Genomic DNA, 21436 nt, shown 5'->3' on the forward strand with positions numbered 1-21436 from the left:
ACTTTCTATGAAAACAGGGCCTTTCGCTGGCGTATCATTTTGCGGAAAAGAAGCAAATATGGCTTTTTCTGCGGGGTGGGTTGTGGTATACTGGTGAATACGAATGAGAAAGGCGGGACAGCAGCATGAAGGAGCGCAGACCCATTCCCCAGGCCGAGGCCAACGGCCTCATCGAGGGGCGCAACGCGGTGACGGAGGCCCTCCGGGCCGGTACCCCCATCGACAAGATCTTTTTGGCCCGGGGCGAGACTGACGCTACCCTGGGCCATATCGCCGCCTCTGCCCGGGACAAGGGCATTGTGGTGGTGGAGTGTGACCGGCGGAAGCTGGATTTTATGAGCCGTACCCACTCCCATCAGGGTGTCATCGCCCAGGCCGCTGTGCGGGAATACGCCAGTGTGGACGATATTCTGAACGCCGCCCGGGAGAAGGGGGAGCCGCCCCTGATCGTGGTGTGTGACGAGCTCAGCGACCCCCACAATCTGGGCGCGGTGATCCGCACCGCCGAGTGCGCCGGAGCCCACGGAGTGATTATTCCCAAGCGCCGCTCCGCCGGCCTGACGGCGGTGGTGGCCAAGACCTCCGCCGGCGCGGTGAGCCACATTCCGGTGGCCCGGGTGCCCAACCTGCCCGCTCTGCTCAAGGAGCTGAAGGACGAGGGCGTGTGGGTCTTCGGCACTGCCGCTGACGGGGACCGGCTGCTGTATGACGCCGACCTGAAGGGCCCTGCCGCCATCGTTATCGGCAGTGAGGGGGACGGCATGGGCCGCCTGGTGGCCGAGACCTGCGATTTCAAGGTGCGCATCCCCATGAAGGGAAAGCTCAACTCCCTCAACGCCAGCGCCGCCGCCGCCATTCTGCTCTATGAGGCGGTGCGCCAGAGACTGGGATGACACCAATTTACCTGAGAAAAGGAGCTCTCTCCCATGGCCAAAGACCGGGACGATGAACTGAATAAGGACGAGCCCGGCGGGGAGGAATTCTCCCTGGAGGAGATTTTGGCAGAATTCGGGGGCGGGTCCGCCCGAAAGAAGCGGGACAAGGAGGATACCGTTCCCTTCCCCATTGTGCCCAAACGACCCGCGGCTCAGTCCGCCCCGCCCAAGGGCGGCGGCCGGGTGGTAGCCTTTCCCTCCGGTAAGGATGCAGAGCCGGTGGGGAAGCGGGAAGCGCCTCAGCCCAAGAAGGACCAGCCGCCGGTGGAGCGGCAGGCGGCTCCCAAGCGGCCGCCGGAGCCGGAAGAGCCCCAGGAGCCGGAAGACGATGACGATAAGGTAGTAGACTTCCCTGGCGACGAGGGACCCGCTGCCGACAATCCCATTGCCGAAGGGCTCAACCGTTTGGTGCGCAAGGCGGATGACTACGCCGCCCATATGTTTGAGGAAGAGGGCAAGGAGCACGAGGAGGAAGTGCGCCGGGCCGAGGCCTATATCCCCGGCACCGACGAGGAGGAGGAAGAGGAGGACCGGCCCCGCCGGGAGCGCCGCCCCCGCCGCCAGCCGCCGCCGGCTCCCGACCTGCCCGCCGCAGAACTGGCCAAGCGGTACAGCAAGGGCCTCAAGTCCCTGGGTGTGCGGGGCACCCTGGTGCTGCTGCTGTTCCTCCCCGCCCTGTACCTGAGCGTGGATCTGCTGCCCTACCCCGAACTGCTTACCGATCAGCTGCGGATCTGGGTGCTGGCCGCCGCCCAGGGCCTGGCCATGCTGCTGGGCCTGGATGTGCTCATCGGCGGCCTGGCCCGGCTGTTCCGGTTGGAGTTCGGTATGGATACCCTGCTGGTCTTCGCCGCTGCCGCCACCCTGGCCGACGCCCTGACCATGACGGTATTGGACAGCCGGGAGGGCGAGATGCCCTACTGCGCCGCCATTATCCTGGGTATTGCCCTGCTGCTTAAGGGTACCGCACGCAAGCGCCGGGGCCAGCGGCTGGCCTGCCGCACGGCAGCCTCCGCTTCCCAGCCTTACCTGGTCACCCTGGACGAGGGCAAGTGGAACGGCCGGGACACCTATGCCAAGTGGTCCGGTGAACCCATCGGCTTCGGCCGGCAGATGCAGGCCAGCGACGGAGCCCAGCGGATCTTTCAGCGCATCGTGCCCCTGCTGCTTCTTGCCAGCCTGCTGCTGAGTATCGTGGCCTCCATCGGCCGGGGCGCTCCGGAGCGGCTGCTGTGGTGCCTGTCCGCCATGCTCACTGCCTCCGCCTCCCTGTCGGGAGCCCTGTGCTTCTCTCTGCCCTGGCTCACCCTGTGCCGGCGGCTGAGCCAGTCGGGAGCTGCCATTGCCGGCTGGGACGGAGTCACCGCCACCGGCGGCAGCGGCATCCTGCTCACCGATACCGATTTCTTCCCTCCAGGCTGCGTGGCCCTCAACGGCATCAAGGTTTTTGGGGATTTCCCGGTGGATAAGGTGGTGTCCAGCACCGCCAGCCTGATTAAGGAATCCGGCTGTGGACTGGACAAGATCTTCCACGATCTGCTCCGCTCCCAGGGCTGCGTCTACCGCCGCATGTCCAACTTCTGCTGCTACGAGGGCGGCCTGTCCGCCGTCATCCGCAACCAGCAGGTGCTGGTGGGCTCGGCGGCCTTCATGCACCTGATGGAGATCCCCCTGCCTCCCGGCCTCAACGTGAAGAACGCCGTGTTCTGCGCCATTGACGGGGAGCTGGCAGGCATCTTTGCCCTGAATTATACCCTCCACGGCACCCTGGAGCCCTCCCTCAACAGCCTGATCCGCAACCGGGTTACCCCCGTCATGGCTACCCGGGACTTTAACCTCATCCCCGCCATGCTCCGCCAGCGGTTCAAGCTGCCGGTGGACAAGATGGAGTTCCCCGCCGCTGAGCGGCGCATTGAGCTGTCCGACGAGGACCAGGAGCACAGCGATATCCTCACCGCCGTCCTCTGCCGGGAGGGCGTGGCCCCCTACTCCGAGGCGGTGGTGGGCGCGGCCCGGCTCCGTCGGGCGGTGCGCATCTCCGCTCTGCTGGCCAGTCTGGGTGCGGTGGCCGGTCTGCTGCTGGCCTTCTACCTCACCTTTGTGGGCTCCTATGCCTCCCTGTCCGCCGGCAACCTGCTGGTGTTCCTCATCATGTGGCTGGTGCCCACTCCCCTGATCTCCGGCATGGTCAACAAATACTGAGCCAAAGGCCCGTCCTCTTTGCAGGACGGGCCTTTTTGCACAAAAAGTTCATAATTCAGCGGGGCTTGTAAACAATATGTGAAACCTGCCGCCGGTGGATTGACTTTTGCAAAAGAAGAGCCTACTATTATTTCGCATGGTAAATAAATTTCGTTCTACGGAGGAATACAGCTATGAAAGAAGTTAAGGAACCGGAGCAAAAACCGTCACCGCCGAAAAAACCGCTGATTTTTTACTACTGCGTCGCCCTGGTGGTGCTGATGCTACTCAACGCCCTGTTTTTCCCCTCGGTGCTGGAGTGGCAGGTCTATGAGGTGCCCTACAGCCAGTTCCTCACCATGGTGGACAACGACCAGGTGAGCGAGGTGGCTCTGGACGAGGACAGCCGGGAGATCATCTTTGTCGGCACCGACGAGAATGGCCGGGAGGGCTACTACAAGACCGGTGTGTGGCCGGACGACGGGCAGCGGCTGCTCAACCAGCTGCGGGAGGACACGGACATCGTCTTTACCGCCGAGATTCCCACCCAGGCCAACCCCATCCTGGCGGCGCTGATTAGCTGGGTGCTGCCCATCTTTATCTTCCTGCTTATCGGCCAGCTGCTCTCCCGCTGGATGGTCAAGCGGATGGGCGGCGGCATGCCGGGCGGTATGGGCAACGCCATGACCTTCGGCAAAGCCAACGCCAAGATCTATGTGGAGGAGGCCTCCACCGGCGTGTCCTTTGCCGACGTGGCCGGTCAGGACGAGGCCAAGGACGCCCTGATGGAAGTGGTGGACTTCCTCCACGAGCCCCAGAAGTACACTGAGATCGGCGCCAAGCTGCCCAAGGGCGTGCTGCTGGTGGGCCCGCCGGGTACCGGTAAGACCCTGCTGGCCAAGGCGGTGGCCGGGGAGGCCAAGGTGCCCTTCTTCTCCATCTCCGGTTCGGAGTTCGTGGAGATGTTCGTGGGCATGGGTGCCGCCAAGGTCCGGGACCTGTTCAAGCAGGCGGGAGAAAAGGCCCCCTGTATCGTGTTCATCGACGAGATCGACGCCATCGGCAAGAAGCGTGATACCGGCGGCTACGGCGGCAACGACGAGCGGGAGCAGACCCTGAACCAGCTGCTGGCCGAGATGGACGGCTTCGACTCCAGCAAGGGTGTGGTGCTGCTGGCCGCCACCAACCGGCCGGAGAGCCTGGACCCCGCCCTCATGCGGCCCGGCCGGTTTGACCGCCGGGTGCGGGTGGAGCTGCCCGACCTCCAGGGCCGCGTGGCCATTCTGAAGGTCCACGGCAAACACGTCCATGTGGACGGCGACGTGGACTGGAACGCCATCGCCCGTGCTACCGCCGGCGCCTCCGGCGCGGAGTTGGCCAACATCGTCAACGAGGGCGCTCTCCGGGCGGTGCGGCAGGGCCGCAAGACCGTGACCCAGGCCGACCTGGAGGAGAGTGTGGAGACCGTCATTGCCGGAGCCCAGCGGAAGAACGCCGTCATCTCCCCCGAGGAGAAGAAACTGGTGTCCTACCACGAGGTGGGCCACGCCCTGGTGGCCGCCCTTCAGACCCACTCCGCCCCCGTGACCAAGATCACCATTATTCCCCGTACCTCCGGCGCTCTGGGCTACACCATGCAGGTGGACCAGGGGGAGCGCAACCTCATGAGCCGGGCGGAGATCATCAACAAGATCGCCACCCTCACCGGCGGTCGGGCTGCCGAGGAGCTCATCTTCGGGCCGGACAACATCACCACCGGCGCCTCCAACGACATCGAGCAGGCCACCAAGCTGGCCCGGGCCATGATCACCCGGTACGGCATGACGGAGCAGTTCGACATGGTGGCCCTGGAGACGGTGCAGAACCAGTACCTGGGAGGGGACACTTCCCTGGCCTGTTCCGCTGAGACCGCCGCCGAAATCGACAAGCAGGTGGTGGATACCGTGAAGGCGGCCCACCAGAAGGCCCTCTCTCTGCTGAAGGAGCACCAGGACCAGCTCCACAAGCTGGCGGGCTACCTGCTGGAGAAGGAGACCATTACCGGCGAGGAGTTTATGGCTCTGCTGGAAACCAAATAAAAGGACAAAAAAGTCCCCGCGGCGGCGCCGCAGGGACTTTTTTATGCTTCGTTTACAGCTGGGAGAGCTCCTTCCACAGCTTCTTCTGGTTGGGCAGCATCCGCCGGGGCGGAGTGCGCCTGGCGTAGCGCCGGGCGGTTTCCTGCCGCACCTCCGGGGAGAGGAAAGACACCAGAGGCCGGGCGTGGCCCTCAAAGGCGGTGAGAGAAAAGGCGATGGTGTTGTCCTGGGGCTGGGGGTAGAAGAGCATCAGCTCCATGGCCTGCTCCGTCAGGGCTGCCGCCTCCTCCGCCGGGCACCGGGCCAGCTCCTCCGCCAGCGCGTTGATCCGCCCGGTGACGGTCTTGTCGAATTCCTCCACCGCGTAGCCCACCTTGGGATTGCCCTGGGCACGGAAGAGAAAGCCCATGGCCTCTCCCATGTTGGATGCCCGACATTCCGTCAGCTTTTCCACAAAGGCCTTGTAGCAGGCCTGCAGTTCCTCCAACGCCTGGAGGGCGGATGTTGCTTCCATAAGGACCTCCTTACCGGAAATACTCCGCGCCGCTCTCAAAGAGAGGCTGATACTTGTTCCCGGGGATGTTGACCGCCACATGGTCGCCGCGCCGCTCGGAGTGGCCCATCTTGCCAAAGACCCGGCCGTCGGGGGAGAAAATGCCCTCGATAGCCAGCGCCGAGCCGTTGGGATTCACGTCCATGCCCATGGAGGGCAGGCCGTTTTCGTCCACGTACTGGGTGGCTACCTGGCCATTGGCGATCAGCTGATCCAGCACGGTCTGAGGAGCCACGAACCGGCCCTCACCGTGGGAGATGGGGATGGCGTGGAGGTCGCCCACGTTGGACTTGAGCATCCAGGGGGAGTTCACCGAGGCCACCCGGGTGGTGACGTACTTGCTCTGGTGGCGGCCGATGGTGTTGTAGGTCAGAGTGGGACAGTTCTCGTCCATGTCCCGGATCTCGCCGTAGGGCACCAGACCCAGCTTGATGAGGGCCTGGAAGCCGTTGCAGATGCCCAGCATCAGGCCGTCCCGGTTCTTCAGCAGGTCGTGGACGGCGTCGGTGATGCGGCTGTTGCGGAAGAAGGAGCAGATGAACTTGGCGGAGCCGTCGGGCTCGTCGCCGCCGGAGAAGCCGCCGGGGATAAAGACGATCTGAGCGTTGCGGATGGCTCCCTCCAGCTCCACGGTGGACTGGAGCAGATCGTCGGCGGTCAGGTTGCGGATATTCACCGTCTCGGCAGTCATGCCCGCCCGCAGGCAGGCCCGCACGGAATCATACTCGCAGTTGGTACCGGGGAACACGGGGATGACCACCCGGGGCCGGGCGATCTTGCTCTTGCACACCGCCGGGGAGCGCTTGTCCCAGGAAATGGGGGCCACGTCTCCCTGCTGGCCGGTGCGGGTGGGGTACACATCCTCCAGCACGTCCTCATTGAGGGAGAGCAGCTCGTCGATGGAGGCGGTGTCCTCCCCGAAGGTGAGCACCGGCTCGGCAGTGGTATGGCCCACCAGCACGGCGTCCTCCACGGCCCCGTCGCACTCAGCCAGGATCATGCCCTGGCAGGCGGGGCCGGTAAAGCCCTCGTCCAGAGTGAAGCCGATGTGGTTGCCGAAGGACATCTGCATGGCGGCCTCTTTCACTCCGCCGGGCTCCAGCACCCGGGCGGCCTTCACCTTGCCGGTCTGGCACAGGGCGTGGAAGGCTTCCCAGGCCGCCTTCTGGCCCGCGAAGTCGCCCAGATGGGGCACGCCGAAGAGGTAGACCGGATGGCCTGCCTCCTTGAACTCGGGAGAGAGCACCTCGCCCGCCTTGGCGGGGGCGATGGCAAAGGAGATCAGCGTGGGGGGCACGTCCAGGTCCAGGAAGGAGCCGGACATGGAGTCCTTGCCGCCGATAGCGGCGCAGCCCAGGCCGATCTGGGCGTCCATGGCGCCCAGCAGAGCCTGGAAGGGCTTGCCCCAGCGCTGGGGCTCCTCCCGCAGCTTTTCAAAGAACTCCTGGAGGGTGAGATACACTTTCTTGTAGTCGCCGCCTGCGGCCACCACCTTGGCCACCGAGGTGACCACAGCCTGCACCGCGCCGTAGTAGGGGTCACGGCTCAGCTGCTTGGGATCGCAGCCCCAGGCCATGATGGAGGCCTGATCGGTCTCCTGACCGGGCTCCACGGGGAAGAGGGCAGCCATAGCCTGGGCGGGGGTGCGCTGAGTCTTGCCGCCGAAGGGCATCAGCACGCTGCCGGCGCCGATGGAGCCGTCGAACCGCTCGGTGAGGCCCCGGCGGGAAGCGTAGTCCAGCTCCCGGGCCAGCTCCCGCAGGGAGCGCTCCGTCCAGGTCTGGGGGCCGGGGCGCTGGGCCACCTTCACCGAGGCGTGCTTCACCGCGCCGTTGGTGTTCAGGAAGGCGCGGGACAGGTTTGCCACGGTCTGGCCCCGCCAGGTCATCACCATCCGGGGGCTCTCGGTAACAGTGGCTACCTGATAGGCCTCCAGGTTCTCGAAGGAGGCGAAGTTCATCAGGGCCTGGGCATCCTCAGGGGCTACCACCACCGCCATCCGCTCCTGGGACTCGGAGATGGCGATCTCAGTGCCGTCCAGACCGTCATATTTCTTGCGTACGGCGTCCAGGTCGATGGCAAGGCCGTCGGCCAGCTCCCCGATGGCCACCGACACGCCGCCCGCGCCGAAGTCGTTGCACCGCTTGATCAGCCGGGTCACGTTGGGGTTGCGGAACAGCCGCTGGAGCTTGCGCTCCTCAGGGGCGTTGCCCTTCTGCACCTCGCTGGCCATGGTGTCCAGGCTCTTGAGGTTGTGGCTCTTGGAGGAGCCGGTGGCGCCGCCGATGCCGTCCCGGCCGGTGCGGCCGCCCAGCAGGATGACCACGTCGCCGGGGGCGGGTACCTCACGGCGGACATGGTCGGCGGGAGCGGCGCCCACCACCGCGCCGCACTCCAGGTGCTTGGCGATGTAGCCCTCATGGTACAGCTCAGCCACGTGGCCGGTGGCCAGGCCGATCTGGTTGCCGTAGGAGGAGTAGCCCGCCGCGGCGGTCTGGGCGATCTTCCGCTGGGGGAGCTTGCCTTCCAGGGTCTGGTCCACCGGGGTGCGGGGGTCGCCGCAGCCGGTGAGGCGCATGGCCTGGTGGACATACACCCGGCCGGACAGAGGGTCGCGGATGCAGCCGCCGATGCAGGTGGCCGCGCCGCCGAAGGGCTCAATCTCGGTGGGGTGGTTGTGGGTCTCGTTCTTGAACATCAGCAGCCAGTCCTGCTCCTTGCCATCCACCGTGGCGGGGACATGGATGGAGCAGGCGTTGATCTCCTCGCTCTCGTCCAGTTCAGGCAGTTCGCCCCGCTTTTTCAGCACCTTGGTACCGATGGTAGCCAGGTCCATCAGGGTCTGGGGGCGCTTGGCGGCCTTTTCAGACCCGTACACCTCGTCCCGGGCGGACAGATAGCGGAGGTAGGCCCCGTTGATGGTGGGGTCCTGGATGTCCACCCGGTCCAGATGGGTGGAAAAGGTGGTGTGGCGGCAGTGGTCGGACCAGTAGGTGTCCACCACCCGCACCTCGGTGAGGGTGGGATCTCGCTGCTCCTCGTCCTTGAAGTAGCTCTGGAGGAAGGTCAGGTCGGCCAGGTCCATGGCCAGGCCATACTGCTCCAGCAGGGCGGCAAGGCCTTCCTGGTCCAGCTCCCGGAAGCCCGTCAGCACCGGCACGTCCGCCGGCTCGGGGTACTGCTGGATCAGGGTCTCGGGCTTGTCCAGGGTGGCCTGACGGCTCTCCACCGGGTTGATGAGGTAGCCACGGGCCTTGTCCATGTCAGCGTCGGACAGCTCGCCCATCAGTAAGTACAGTGTAGCGGAGCGGACCACGGGCCGCTCCCCGCCGGTGAGCATCTGGATGCACTGGGCGCAGGAGTCTGCCCGCTGGTCGTACTGACCGGGCAGGGCCTCCACTGCCAGGGCCTTGCAGTCCGCCGGCAGGTCAAAGACCTCGTCGGTAATGGTATCCACCTGGGGTTCGGACAAAACGGTGGTGCGGGCGGCCTCATAGGTGGGCTGATCCACGCCCTCCACGTCGTACCGGCGGATGACCCGCACCCCGGTGAGGCCCTTCAGCCCCAGAGTGCCTTTCAGCTCGGCTAAGAGGTGGCCTGCCTCCACGTCAAAGCCCTGCTTCTTTTCCACAAAACAGCGATATACCTTCCCCATACTTCCATTTCCCCTCTCTCTATAACTCAGGCAATGCTCCAATTGGCAAAGCCATAGAACACATTCTGCTGGGTAGGCGTCAGGCCGGAGATCCGGCTCCACTGGGTGAGCACCGACCAGTTTTTAAAGCAGATCACCCCGAAGGGCGGCTCCTCTGCCAGCCGCTCATACAGCCGGCGGGCGCTGAGATCCCGGCCCTGGCCGGAGGCGGCCCGGTATGCCTGGAGCAGCGTGGCAGCTTCGGCGTCGGCGTAGCCGCCGTAGTTCAGGCTGCCGCCGGCGGTGATCAGCGCGGTGAGATCAAAATCGGCGGTGAGCTTCACCTCGCCCAGATACAAGTCAAAATCGCCCTTCTCCAGGGCGGTGATATAGTCATCCCAGGGCAGCAGCTGGAGGTCCACCTGGATACCCAGGTCGGTAAGGCTGCCGGCCAGATGTTCCGCCGCCGCGGCCCGGGTACTGTTGTCCGACGGAGCCACAAAGGTCAGGCTCAGGGTCTGCCTGCCCTGGGTCCAGCCCTTCTCCCCCTGGGTCCAGCCACCGTCGGTGAGCAGCTGGGCCGCCTGCTGGGGGGAATAGTCCAGCTCCTGAGCCAGATCCTCCTGGTAGTAGGAACTGGCGGGGGAGATGGGCAGGGCGGCGGGCTGTGCGTGGCTGGAGTAGAGGACAGTGGCTACCGACGAACGGTCAAAGGCCCGCAGCAGGGCCTGACGTACCCCTGCCGACTGGCAGGGACCGGAAGCTACATTGAAGCCCACATAGAGCATGATGCTGGTGGGGTAGTCCACAGTATCGAAAGAACCGGAAAAACCCAGGGCATTGGTGCCCGTCAGGTCGGTGGAGACCAGGGCAATGTCCCGGGTATCAAAGGCGTGGATCAGGTCGTCCGTCTCCCGGATGGAGCGGAGCGGAATGGTCTGGAGGGGCAGTGCTTCCCCCTGCCACCAGCCCTGTCGGGCGGTAAGGGACCACTCCTCCCCGGCGCTGGAAAACACGTAGGGGCCGGTGCCAAGGGGCACGCCCCCGGTCTCCTTCACGATGGGGATGTCCAGCAGAGCAGGCAGGTTGCCGTTGGCCCGGCTGAGGGTGACCGTCACCGTGCCCTCCCCCGCCGTCACGCCGGTGACGTCGCTGAGACGGGAGGTGTAGAGGCTGCTGGTACGGGCCAGCTCCAGGGAGGACTTGACCTCCGCGGAGGTGAGGGGGCTGCCGTCAGAAAAGGTGACCCCGGTGCGGAGGGTGAAGGTCCAGCTTAGCCCGTCAGCGGCCTGCACGCCCTGGGTGCACAGCTGAGGCTGGGGCTCAAACTGCTGGTCCAGGGCGTATAATCCTTCATATACCAGCCCGCCCAGAGCCAGATTGGTACGGTTGCCGCCGGTGATGGGGTGGAACCCCTCCTCCGGATAGCAGGCCAAGGCAAATTCTGCCTGCTCCGCCGGAGCGGCGGAAGGGGTAGGGCTGGGCGTGGGATCCGGTTCCGGGTCCCCGGCGCAGCCCCCCAACAGCAGGCAGAAGGTCAGCAGCAGTACGGACAGACTTTTTTTCATAGCAGCGAGATCATAGCCGCCTGGCTTCCCCGCTGGCCGTGGGTGTAGCGGTGGGACCAGTACTTGTCGGGCATGCAGGAGGTGCAGTCGGCGGAAATAGCGATGTGGTCCGGGTCCAGACCCGCCGCTTTCAGCCGGCAGGCATTGAGGGCCTTCAGGTCCACATGGAATTTGCCCGTGGGCAGCACCTCAATGGCAGACAATGCGGAGGCGCCCATGGCCTCGGTCATGGCATTAGGCACGTCCTCATGGGTCTCAAAGCAGCACTTGGAGATGCCGGGGCCGATGGCGGCCAGAATATCCAGCCGGTCGCAGCCGTAGCAGTCCACCATCCGCTCCACCGCACGGGTGACGATGCCCAGAGCGGTGCCCCGCCAGCCGGCGTGGACGGCGCCCACCACCCGGCGCACCGGGTCGTAGAGCAGAATGGGCAGGCAGTCGGCGGTAAAGACAGTGAGGACCACCCCGGGGATATCGGTGACAAGGCCGTCAGCCTGCCAGGGCTCAGGCTGGTCCAGACCGATGCCCAGGTCGGCGGAGGTGACGGAGCGCACCGTGTCCCCGTGTACCTGGCTGGCGCACACCACCCGGTTCACATCCGCGCCGATGGCGGCGCAGAACCGGCGGTAGTTCTCCGCCACCTTGTTCGGGTCGTCGCCCCGGGTCATGCTCAGGTTCAGGGAGGCGTAGATCCCGTCGGACACGCCTCCCAGCCGGGTGGAAAAGCCGTGGGCTATCCCGCCGGCGGCGTCAAAGCCGTCGGCGGTGAGGTAGACCAGACCATTTTGATTGTGTTCAATGATATTCATGGAGTTCCTCCATTTGGAACGGGCGACAATTAGTCTTCCTCAAACCGGCCGCAGCACTTCTTGTACTTCTTGCCGCTGCCGCAGGGACAGGGATCGTTGCGGCCCACCTTGTGGCCCTTCTTGACGGGCTGCTTCTTCACAGTGCCGTCGTTGCCGGCGCTCTCGCCGGTGACCTTGGCCACACGCTCCCGCTTCACGGTGGAGCCCACCTGGATGCGGGCCAGGAAGATCCGGCGCAGAGTCTCTTCCTGAATGGCGGCGATCATCCGCTCGAACATCTCATAGCCTTCCCGCTTGTACTCCACCACGGGGTCGTTCTGGCCGTAAGCCCGCAGGCCGATGCCCTGACGCAGCTCCTGCATGGCGTCAATGTTGTCCATCCAGTACTCGTCCACCACCCGAAGCATCATGACGCGCTCCAGCTCACGCATGAGGGGCTCGCCAAGCTCCTTCTCCTTGCGGGTGTAAATGTCGGTGGCCCGCTCCTGGAGCAGATCGATGAGGCCCTGGGTGTCGTACTTCAGCAGCTCCTCGTCGGTGAACTTGAACTCATCAGGAGTGAGGAACAGGCCGCGGAACTGGGCGCACACCTCACGCCAGTTCTCGGCGTCCATGTGCTTCTGCTCGCCCATATGGGCGTTCACCTCGTTGGTGATGACGCCGGTGAGCATGTTCTGCACCGCTTCCTTCAGGTTCTCCCCGTCCAGCACCTTCCGGCGCTGCTCGTAGATCACCTTACGCTGGGTGTTCATCACGTCGTCGTACTCCAGCACCGTCTTACGGGTCTGGAAGTTGCGGGACTCCACCTGCTTCTGGGCATTCTCAATGGCGTTGGAGAGAATCTTGGCGTCGATGGGGGTGTCCTCGTCCACGCCCAGCTTCTCCATCATGCCCATGACCCGCTCGGAGCCGAACAGGCGCATGATGTCGTCCTCCAGGGAGAGGAAGAACTTGCTCTCGCCCGGGTCGCCCTGACGGCCGGCACGGCCGCGGAGCTGGTTGTCGATGCGGCGGGACTCATGGCGCTCGGTGCCCAGAATGAACAGGCCGCCCACTTCCCGCACTTTGTTAGCCTCTTCCTTGATTTCGTCCTTATACTTGGCCTCCGCCTCGGTAAACATCCGCCGGGCGTCCAGGATCTCCTGGTTGTCGGTCTCGGCAAAGCCAGTGGACTCGGCGATCAGCTCGTCGCTGAGGCCCGCCTTGCGCAGCTCGGCCTTGGCCAGGAACTCGGCGTTGCCGCCCAGCATGATATCGGTACCACGGCCGGCCATGTTGGTAGCCACGGTGACAGCCCCCAGCTTACCGGCCTGGGCCACGATCTCCGCTTCCTTCTCGTGGAACTTGGCGTTCAGAACATTATGCTTGATGCCCCGGCGCTTGAGCATGGCGGAGAGCTCCTCCGACTTCTCAATGGAAATGGTGCCCACCAGCACGGGCTGGCCCTTCTTGTGGCACTCCTCGATCTGGTTGACGATAGCCCGGTACTTGCCGGCCTCGTTCTTATACACCACGTCGGGGTGGTCGATACGGGCCAGGGGCTTGTTGGTGGGGATTTCCACGATGTCCAGGGCGTAGATGGTGCCGAACTCCTCCTCCTCGGTCATGGCGGTACCGGTCATACCGGAGAGCTTGTTGTACAGGCGGAAGTAGTTCTGGAAGGTAATGGTAGCCAGAGTCTTGGACTCCCGGGCCACGGTGACGTGCTCCTTGGCCTCGATTGCCTGGTGCAGGCCCTCGGAGTAGCGGCGGCCGTACATGAGGCGGCCGGTGAACTCGTCTACGATGATGACCTCGCCGTCCTTCACCACGTAGTCGATGTCCCGCTTCATCAGGCCACGGGCCTTGATGGCCTGGTTGATGTGGTGGGACAGGGTGGTGTTCTCCGGGTCGGCCAGGTTCTCCAGCTGGAACTGCTGCTCGGCCTTCTTGATGCCCCGGGCGGTGAGGGTGACGGTGCGGGCCTTCTCATCCACGATGTAGTCGGCATCCACATCGGGGTCTTCCTCTTCCTTGGTGTCCACGCTGGTGACACGCTGACCCTTCAGGCGGGAGACGAAGTCGTCCACAATGGTGTACAGCTGGGTGGACTTGTCCCCCTGGCCGGAGATGATGAGGGGGGTACGGGCCTCGTCGATCAGAATGGAGTCCACCTCGTCCACGATGGCGAAGGCGTGGCCCCGCTGCACCATCTCGGAGGCGTAGATGCACATGTTGTCCCGCAGGTAGTCGAAGCCAAACTCGTTGTTGGTACCGTAGGTGATGTCAGCGGCGTAGGAGGCCTTGCGGTCCTTGGGCTGGATATCGTGGATCACCAGACCCACGGTCAGGCCCATGAAGCGGTAGACCTTGCCCATCCACTCCGAGTCACGCTTGGCCAGGTAATCGTTGACGGTAACGATGTGGACGCCCTCGCCGGTGAGGGCGTTGAGGTAGGCGGGCAGGGTGGCCACCAGGGTCTTGCCTTCGCCGGTCTTCATCTCGGCGATGCGGCCCTGATGCAGGATGATGCCGCCGATAAGCTGTACCCGGTAGGGCTTCATGCCCAGCACGCGCCAGGCGGCCTCCCGGCAGGCGGCAAAGGCTTCGGGCAGAATGTCGTCCAGGCTCTCACCCTTGGCTAGACGCTCCTTGAATTCCGGGGTCTTGGCCTTGAGCTGTTCGTCGGTGAGGGCGGAGTACTCCCCGTCCAGCGCCTCGATCTTATCCACAAGGGGTTTGATGGCCTTGATCTCTTTTTCAGAGCTGGTGCCAAACAGTTTCTTCAGCAGTCCCATGGATCACGTTCACCTTTCTTATTCCTCCCCGGGGCAAAGGGCCCGGGCGTATTATGCCAATTCGGTTTCTTAGTATATCATAGAACCCCTTGATAAAAAAGGGGAAATTGTGAACAAATCACCCGTTTTGAGCCTACAGCTCCAGGTTGCGGCGGAGGGGTGCGGGGCCCCGCCAGGCAAAGGAACGGTCGCCGTACTTCGCTCGGAACGTGCGGTTAGTCAGCCCTTCCAGGTCGGCGGGGGCCAGGCTGTCCACCAGGCCCTCCCGGAATTCCGGCAGGGGGGACAGGGCGGGAGCGGAATTGTAGGGACAGACCTGCTGGCAGCGGTCGCACCCCCAGATCAGGGGGTGTGCCTTCAGCAGAGACGCCTCCTCCGCCGTCAGCGCCCCTTTCTTCTGGGTCAGTTCCGACAGGCAGCGGCTCACCTCCACGCCCCTTTCTCCCAGCGCGCCCCCGGGGCAGGCGGACAGGCATTTGCCGCAGCCGATGCAGTCGGGCGCGGGGGTATGTTCAGGCAGGTCCAGCTCTGCGTCGGTGAGGATGGTGCCCAAGAACACATAAGAGCCGTAAGGGGGTACGATTACCAACCCGTTTTTCCCCCGCAGACCCACCCCGCACCGCCAGGCGGCCTGCCGCTCAGGCAGGGGTGAGTTGTCGGCGCCAGGCAGAAAACGGCTATTTTCGTATTTTTCAGAAAGAAAATTACAAATAGTATTCAATCTGCCGGTGACCACGGTGTGATAATCCAGTCCCCGGGCGTAGAGAGATAGGTTGCCTTCCCGTTCCCCGGCGTAGTAGGGAAAGGCGGCCACCAGCACGGTCTTGGGGGTGGGACACAGCTCCTCCGCCTTCTGCACGGACTCAGCCGTCATGTCAGCCGCCAGTTCTGAAAACGGCAAGCCGCCCCAGGCGGCGGCGCCTGCGGCGGCAAAAGCCTCATTGAGACTGTTTACGATCATACTTTTCCAGGGCATGCTGCGCCAGCACCCCGTCCGGGATGCAGGGCTCAGGACCGTTTTTCCGCTTCTGGTAGACCTCGCATCCCTTGCCGGCCAGCAGCACCACGGCGGGACGGGAGGCCTCCAAAATGGCAGTTTCTACCGCCTGCTCCCGGTTGGGGATAACGGTATAGTCCTTGTTCCACTTTTTGAGGAACACCCCGATGTCGGCGCAGATGTCCTCCACCTCTTCAGGGCCGGGGTCATCCTCGGTGAGGATGATCCGGTGGGCAAACTCGCCTGCGGCATTTCCCATGCCCTCCCGGCGGTCAATGCCCTTGCCGCCGGTGCAGCCGAAGAGGACAGTCAGCTGGCGGTCGGGATACTCGGTGCGCACGGACCGCAGGGCATTCTGCAGGCTCATACCGTTGTGGGAGTAGTCCACGATGACGGAGATCTGCCCGTCGGCGCTGGTGTAGTGCTCCATGCGGCCGGGGACAAATGCCTTCAGCAGACCTTCCCGCACAGCCTCATAGGGGATGCCGTAGGCCTCCGCCACGGTGACGGCGGCAAGGGCGTTTTCCACATTGAACAGGCCGGGGGTGGAAATGGCCAGCTCCCCTTCGTACCGGGGGGTGCGGACGTGGAAGGCGATCTGGTTCCCCTCCTTGCGCACATTGGTGCCGTACACGTCGGCCTCAGGGTGTTTTTGGGAGAAGGTGAGCACCCGCTCGCAGCGGGCGGCGGCAGCGGCCACCTCAGCGGCGTGATCGCAGTCCATGGAAATACAGGCGTTTTTCGCCTGACGGAAAATGAGCAGCTTGGAGCGGAGATAGTCCTCCAGATCGGGGTGCTCCACCGGGGAGATGTGATCCTCGCCGATGTTGAGGAACACGGCGCAGCTCAGATCCACGCCGATGACCCGGCCGTACTTCAGGGCCTGGGAGGACACCTCCATGGTGAGATAGTCCGCTCCGGCGGTGACGGCGTTGGACAGGTGGCGCTGGAGATCCAGGGGCTCAGGGGTGGTGAGCTTAGCGGTCTTGCGCTCCAGGCCGTCATCGGTGACGATGGTGGACAGCAGGGCGCTCTCCCGGTGGCCCTGGGAGGCCAGCCAGGTGTCCACGATGGACTTGATATAGTAGGCCGTGGTGGTCTTGCCCTTGGTGCCGGTAAGGCCGGTGATGGTCAGCTTCCCAGAGGGGTGGCCGTAGGCAAAGTCGGCCAGCAGGCCCATGGCCTGCCGGATGTCGGTGACCCGCAGGCAGGGCAGGGGAATGTTGGGGTAGGGTTTCTCGCTGACGTACACAAAGGCCCCGCTGTCCATAGCCTGGCGGAGGTAATCCTCCTTGAATTTGGCTCCCTTGCACACAAAAAGGGTGTGGGGAATGACCACCTGGGAGTCACAGGACACCAGGGCCACGGGAGCGGTCAGGTCGGCGGGGACGGGTCCCTTGTCGGCCAGCAGGTCATGGCGCAGCAGCAGCTGCACATAGTCGCCCAAGGGCAGGCGCGTATTGCTCATTTCAGTTCACCACCATGTGAAAATCTTACACCATCCGCAGCTTGTAGCCGCAGGCAGTGATACACCGCTGGGCCAGCACGTCCATGGCGTCCAGATAGTAATCCGGCAGGCCGTGGTAGGTGCGGTAGACGGACAGCTCCGTGCAGCCCAGGATGGCGCTGTCGCACCCAGCCTGGCGGAGCCAGCGGTCGATCACGGCGAATTTCTCCCGGGAACCGGTCTCGCCCCGCTTGATCTCGTCGTAAATGATACTCATAACCAGCTTCTGAATATGCTCCGGCGGGGACAGGGCCTCGATGCCCCGGGCGTCGCACTCCTTCTGGTACACACCGGCGCAGATGGTGCCGTCGGTGCCCAGAATACCCACCTTTTTCTTGCCCTCCTCCGCCAGCACGCCTACGGTTTCCCGGGGCATGTGGATGAGGGTGAGGGACAGCTCGCTCTGAAGCCGGTCGGCAAAGTAGTGGGAGGTGTTGCAGGGGATAGCCAGCACCGTGCACCCACCCCGCTCCAGCAGCTTGGCTCCCTCCAGCAGCCGCTGGTAGCAGCCCTCCGTGTCGCCGCCCAGAATGGCGGCGGTGCGGTCGGGAATGGCGGTATCGCTCCAGATCAGGGTGGGCAGATGCTCCTGATCGCAGGAGGCGTCGGTGCGGTCCAGCACCCGCTGGTAAAAGTCCTGAGTAGCCTGGGGTCCCATGCCGCCCAGAATGCCAAGGCGTTGTTCCATTATCTCACCTTTTCCATGCAGGAGGCGTACCAGCCCACATAGCGGCGCTGACCCTTCAGGATGCGCAGCTTGTGGATGAAGCCGTTGTCCTTGTTGTAGAACAGGGGGTTGACCACGGCGTTGTGGGCCTGGAGGGCCTTCATTTCCTCGTGGTACTTGGGGTTGACATAATCATATGCCACCTTGGGAGGGATGACCCACCACAGATGGCGGTTCTTGGTAATGGTCAGCTCGCAGCTCTTGCCCTCAATCCGGTCCTCCACCAGGTACTTGGCCAGGTTGTAGCCCGCGCCGGTGACATAGTAGTTGCTCCGGCCCTGGCGGCAGTTGATCTCAAAGGCCTTGAACTTGCCGTCCCGCTGGTCGTACTTGATGTCGAAGTTGGAGAAGCCGGTGAAGTGGATGGCCTCCAGGAAGTTTTTCAGCTTCTCACACAGCTCGGGCTCGGGCTCGGTGATGATGACGGCGTGGTTGCCGATGGCGTGGCCGGTGTGCTCCTCCAGCAGGACGTGGCCCACACACATGAGCCGCACCTTGCCGTCGGCGCCGGAGTAGTTGGTCACCACCCGCATGTAGCTGTCGTCACCGGGAATAAAGTCCTGGAGGATCAGGGAGTCCTCGTACCCGGCGTTGTAAATGTCGTCGATGACCTGGTCCACCTCTTCCCGGGTCTGGAGGACGTAGGCCTTCTTCTGGGTGGGGAAGGGGTGCTTCCAGTAGGTGTCCGACTCGGCAGGCTTGACCACAAAGGGGCCGTCGAAGGGCAGGGTAAAATCGTGGCCCATACCCTTATGGTACACCACGGTGGCAGGGTGATCGATGCCGTATTTGTCGCACAGGTCGTAAAATTTCTCCTTGTGGATGAGCCCCTCCAGGGTGGCCAGGTCCACATAGGGGGCGATGACATTGGCCGGGTAATGGGGCAGGTTGGCGGAGATGGCGTTGAGGTAGTTGTCCCCGCAGCCCAGCACCAGGATCTTCTTGTCCGGATGCTCCTGGGCTACCTCGGTGACGTTTTTCAGCACCTGGTCCACGGTGTCGTTGTCCTGCCGGATGCGGTAGTCGATGATTTTGCTGCCGGCGCACACGCTGGCGGCGAACATGCCGAAGACGATGCTCTTCACCCCATAGGCCTCATGGAAGGCCCGGGCCATGCTGTAGGCGTTGATATCCGCGCCCAGCAGCACCGGCACAAACTCAGTTGACATAAAAATATTGCGCCTCCTGAAAACTGATCTCATACCAATCCTGGCCCAGGGGTTCTACCCGGGCCGGGTAGTCCGCCGCCAGACGGCGGGCCTGTTCCGGGGTGAGCCGCAGCTCCCGCAGGAGCAGCTCACCGCCCCGGAAGCACTGGGACACCAGCTCGTCCAAGCCGGGATCGGTGGTATTGGTTTGGTTGGTCATAACGTCTCTCCTTTATCCTGCGGCACGCTTGACCTGATAGACTCCCTGGATCTGGCCCAGCTTGTTGATGACGGCGGTAAGCTCGCTCTGGTTCTTGACCTCCAGCACGATATTGACTGTGGCGTAGCCGTCGGGCATGGAACGGGCGGACAAACTGGTGGTCTTGACCTTGGCAGAGGACAAAGCCATGGCCACGTCCAGGGTCAGGCCGTCCCGGTCCTTGGCGGCAATCTCCAGGCTGGTCTGGTAGGAGGACAGCTCGCCCTCCGCCCAGTGGACGTGGATCCAGCGGCCCTCCTCCTCCGGCTTGCGCCGCTCGGGGGCGGCGTTGGGGCAGTCGGAGCGGTGGACGGACACGCCGAAGCCGCGGGTGATGAAGCCTACCACCGGATCTCCGGGGACGGGAGTACAGCACTTGGCGAACTTCACCAGGCAGTTGTCGATGCCCTCCACGATGATGCCGCTCTGATCGTGCTTGCCGGTCTTGACGGGCACGGGGGGCGGATTGCCGGTGGCGGGATGGATGGCCTCCGCGGCCTCCTTCTCCGCCGCCGTCTGCTCAGCGTGGAGGCGGTTGAGCCGGGTCAGCTCGTCCTTTACCCGCACCACCGCCTTCTGGGCCGACATGCCGCCGTAGCCGATGGCGGCGTACAGCTCGTCCAGGGTGCCGAAGCGCACCTTCTTGAGCACGAAGGGGAGCACGTCTTCGGCGGTGATAGCCGCCAGGGACAGTCCCATGTGCTTGAGCTCCGACTCGAAGGAGGAACGGCCGGTGGCGATGTTCTCCTCCCGCCGCTCCTTCTTGAACCACTGGCGGATCTTGTTGCGGGCCTCGTTGGATTTACAGATCTTCATCCAGTCACGGCTGGGGCCGTGGGCCGACTTGGAGGTAATGACCTCCACGATGTCGCCGTTTTTCAGCTGGGTGTCAAAGGTAACCATCCGGCCGTTGACCTTGGCTCCCGTCATGTGGTTGCCAACGGCGGAGTGGATGTTGTAGGCAAAGTCGATGGGCGTGGCTCCGGCGGGCAGGTTGATGACGTCGCCCCGGGGGGTGAACACGAACACCTCGTCGGAGAACAGATCCACCCGCATGGTGCGGACAAACTCCTCGGCGTCCACGTCCTGCTGGCTCTCCAGCAGCTTGCGCACCCACTCGAAGGCGGCCTCCGTGCCCAGCTTGGTGTTGGCCATACCCTGCTTGTACTTCCAGTGGGCGGCGATGCCGTATTCCGCCGTGTGGTGCATGTCCCAGGTGCGGATCTGCACCTCGAAGGGGATGCCCTCCCGGCCAAACACGGTGGTGTGGAGGGACTGATAGCCGTTGGGCTTGGGGGTGCCGATATAGTCCTTGAACCGGCCCAGCACCGGCTTGAACAGGTCGTGCATCACGCCCAGCACGTTGTAGCACTCCGGGATGTCGTCCACGATGACCCGGAAGGCGTAGAGATCAAAGATCTCATCCATGGTCTTGTTCTGGGCGTACATCTTGCGGTAGATGGAGTAGGCGTGCTTCACCCGGCCGTAGATGGTGCAGCGAATGCCCTCGGCGTCCAGCCGGTCCTGGATGCGCTTCTGCACCGAGGCCATGAACTCCTCATGGGCGGAGGAGCGGGCGGCCAGCTCGTCTGCGATCTCCTTGTACCCCACCGGGTCCAGGTAGCGCAGGGAGGTGTCCTCCAGCTCCCACTTGATGCGCTGCATGCCTAAGCGGTGGGCGATGGGAGCGTAGATCTCCATGGTCTCCAGGGCCTTCTCCTTCTGCTTCTTGGGAGACTGGTACTCCATGGTGCGCATGTTGTGCAGCCGGTCACAGATCTTGATGAGGATCACCCGGATGTCCTTGGCCATAGCCATGAGCATCTTCCGCAGGTTCTCCATCTGCTCCTCTTCCTTGGAGGTATACTGCACCCGGGTCAGCTTGGTGACGCCCTCTACCAGATCGGCTACCGTGGCGCCGAAGAGCTTGGCAATCTCCTCATGGGTGACGCCGGTATCCTCAATGCAGTCGTGGAGCAGGGCGGCGATGATGGAATCGGTGTCCAGCTCCAGCTCCGCCACGATCTCCGCCACCGCCAGAGGGTGGGTGATGTAGGGGGAACCGTCCTTGCGCAGCTGCCCGGAGTGGGCATTGTCGGCAAACGTAAAGGCGTTGAACAGCCGCTGGGTGTCCAGAGACGGGTTATAGCTCTTGATCTTATCTTCCAGCGCCTGATACCGCTCCAGAATGGGGTCCATACAGGCACCTCCTTCGTCGTTGCAATCTTCATATCCTTCGCGCCGTCAGGCTTCGGCGGGGATC

General features: G+C 63.8%; 14 protein-coding genes. 3 read left to right on the forward strand and 11 right to left on the reverse strand.

Annotation, left to right across the window (positions count from 1 at the left end):
* Positions 1-125 precede the first annotated feature (125 nt).
* The 3 genes from rlmB (at position 126) to ftsH (ending at position 5194) form a co-directional block, all read left to right on the forward strand.
* Positions 126-893: a 23S rRNA (guanosine(2251)-2'-O)-methyltransferase RlmB gene (gene rlmB / locus ACTNB1_RS07835; RefSeq protein WP_441168695.1), complete on the forward strand. Its 768-nt coding sequence runs from the start codon at positions 126-128 to the stop codon at positions 891-893.
* Between the two features lie 33 nt (positions 894-926).
* Positions 927-3137, forward strand: coding sequence for a hypothetical protein (locus ACTNB1_RS07840; RefSeq protein WP_441168696.1), 2211 nt, complete (start codon positions 927-929; stop codon positions 3135-3137).
* A 173-nt stretch (positions 3138-3310) separates the two neighbouring features.
* Entirely contained in the window at positions 3311-5194 is a 1884-nt protein-coding gene (gene ftsH, locus ACTNB1_RS07845; RefSeq protein ID WP_441168697.1) for an ATP-dependent zinc metalloprotease FtsH, read from the forward strand.
* A gap of 52 nt (positions 5195-5246) precedes the next feature.
* Here the strand turns inward: ftsH and ACTNB1_RS07850 are convergent, their stop codons facing one another.
* The 11 genes from ACTNB1_RS07850 to ACTNB1_RS07900 all read right to left on the reverse strand — a co-directional run bounded on the left by ACTNB1_RS07850 (position 5247) and on the right by ACTNB1_RS07900 (position 21372).
* Positions 5247-5708: a hypothetical protein gene (locus ACTNB1_RS07850; protein WP_441168698.1), complete on the reverse strand. Its 462-nt coding sequence runs from the start codon at positions 5706-5708 to the stop codon at positions 5247-5249.
* A 10-nt stretch (positions 5709-5718) separates the two neighbouring features.
* Positions 5719-9402, reverse strand: a complete 3684-nt coding sequence (locus tag ACTNB1_RS07855; protein ID WP_441168699.1) for a phosphoribosylformylglycinamidine synthase — start codon at positions 9400-9402, stop codon at positions 5719-5721.
* 26 nt (positions 9403-9428) lie between these two features.
* A complete protein-coding gene (locus tag ACTNB1_RS07860; RefSeq protein WP_441168700.1) occupies positions 9429-10949 on the reverse strand; it encodes an ABC transporter substrate-binding protein in 1521 nt (506 codons plus the stop codon).
* Positions 10946-11758 (reverse strand): peptidoglycan editing factor PgeF, encoded by an 813-nt coding sequence (gene pgeF, locus ACTNB1_RS07865; RefSeq protein WP_441168701.1) that lies wholly within the window; start codon positions 11756-11758, stop codon positions 10946-10948. Before pgeF ends, ACTNB1_RS07860 begins: the two co-directional genes overlap by 4 nt.
* 29 nt (positions 11759-11787) lie before the next feature.
* Positions 11788-14535, reverse strand: a complete 2748-nt coding sequence (gene secA, locus ACTNB1_RS07870; protein WP_441168702.1) for a preprotein translocase subunit SecA — start codon at positions 14533-14535, stop codon at positions 11788-11790.
* Between the two features lie 133 nt (positions 14536-14668).
* The gene (locus ACTNB1_RS07875) at positions 14669-15511 is read right to left on the reverse strand and encodes an epoxyqueuosine reductase (RefSeq protein ID WP_441168703.1); all 843 of its coding nucleotides are present in this window, start codon (positions 15509-15511) and stop codon (positions 14669-14671) included.
* Entirely contained in the window at positions 15474-17000 is a 1527-nt protein-coding gene (locus ACTNB1_RS07880) for a Mur ligase family protein (protein WP_441168704.1), read from the reverse strand. Before ACTNB1_RS07880 ends, ACTNB1_RS07875 begins: the two co-directional genes overlap by 38 nt.
* Before the next feature lie 25 nt (positions 17001-17025).
* On the reverse strand, positions 17026-17727 hold the full coding sequence (locus tag ACTNB1_RS07885; protein WP_441168705.1) for an aspartate/glutamate racemase family protein: 702 nt from the start codon (positions 17725-17727) through the stop codon (positions 17026-17028).
* Entirely contained in the window at positions 17727-18935 is a 1209-nt protein-coding gene (locus tag ACTNB1_RS07890) for a carboxylate--amine ligase (RefSeq protein WP_441168706.1), read from the reverse strand. The genes ACTNB1_RS07885 and ACTNB1_RS07890 overlap by 1 nt, the downstream gene beginning before the upstream one ends.
* On the reverse strand, positions 18925-19134 hold the full coding sequence (locus ACTNB1_RS07895) for a hypothetical protein (protein ID WP_441168707.1): 210 nt from the start codon (positions 19132-19134) through the stop codon (positions 18925-18927). The genes ACTNB1_RS07890 and ACTNB1_RS07895 overlap by 11 nt, the downstream gene beginning before the upstream one ends.
* 12 nt (positions 19135-19146) lie before the next feature.
* Positions 19147-21372 (reverse strand): RelA/SpoT family protein, encoded by a 2226-nt coding sequence (locus ACTNB1_RS07900; protein ID WP_441168708.1) that lies wholly within the window; start codon positions 21370-21372, stop codon positions 19147-19149.
* Positions 21373-21436: the final 64 nt, after the last annotated feature.

Source organism: Flavonifractor sp. HCP28S3_F3 (assembly GCF_052065355.1).
Taxonomy (GTDB): Bacteria; Bacillota; Clostridia; order Oscillospirales; family Oscillospiraceae; genus Flavonifractor.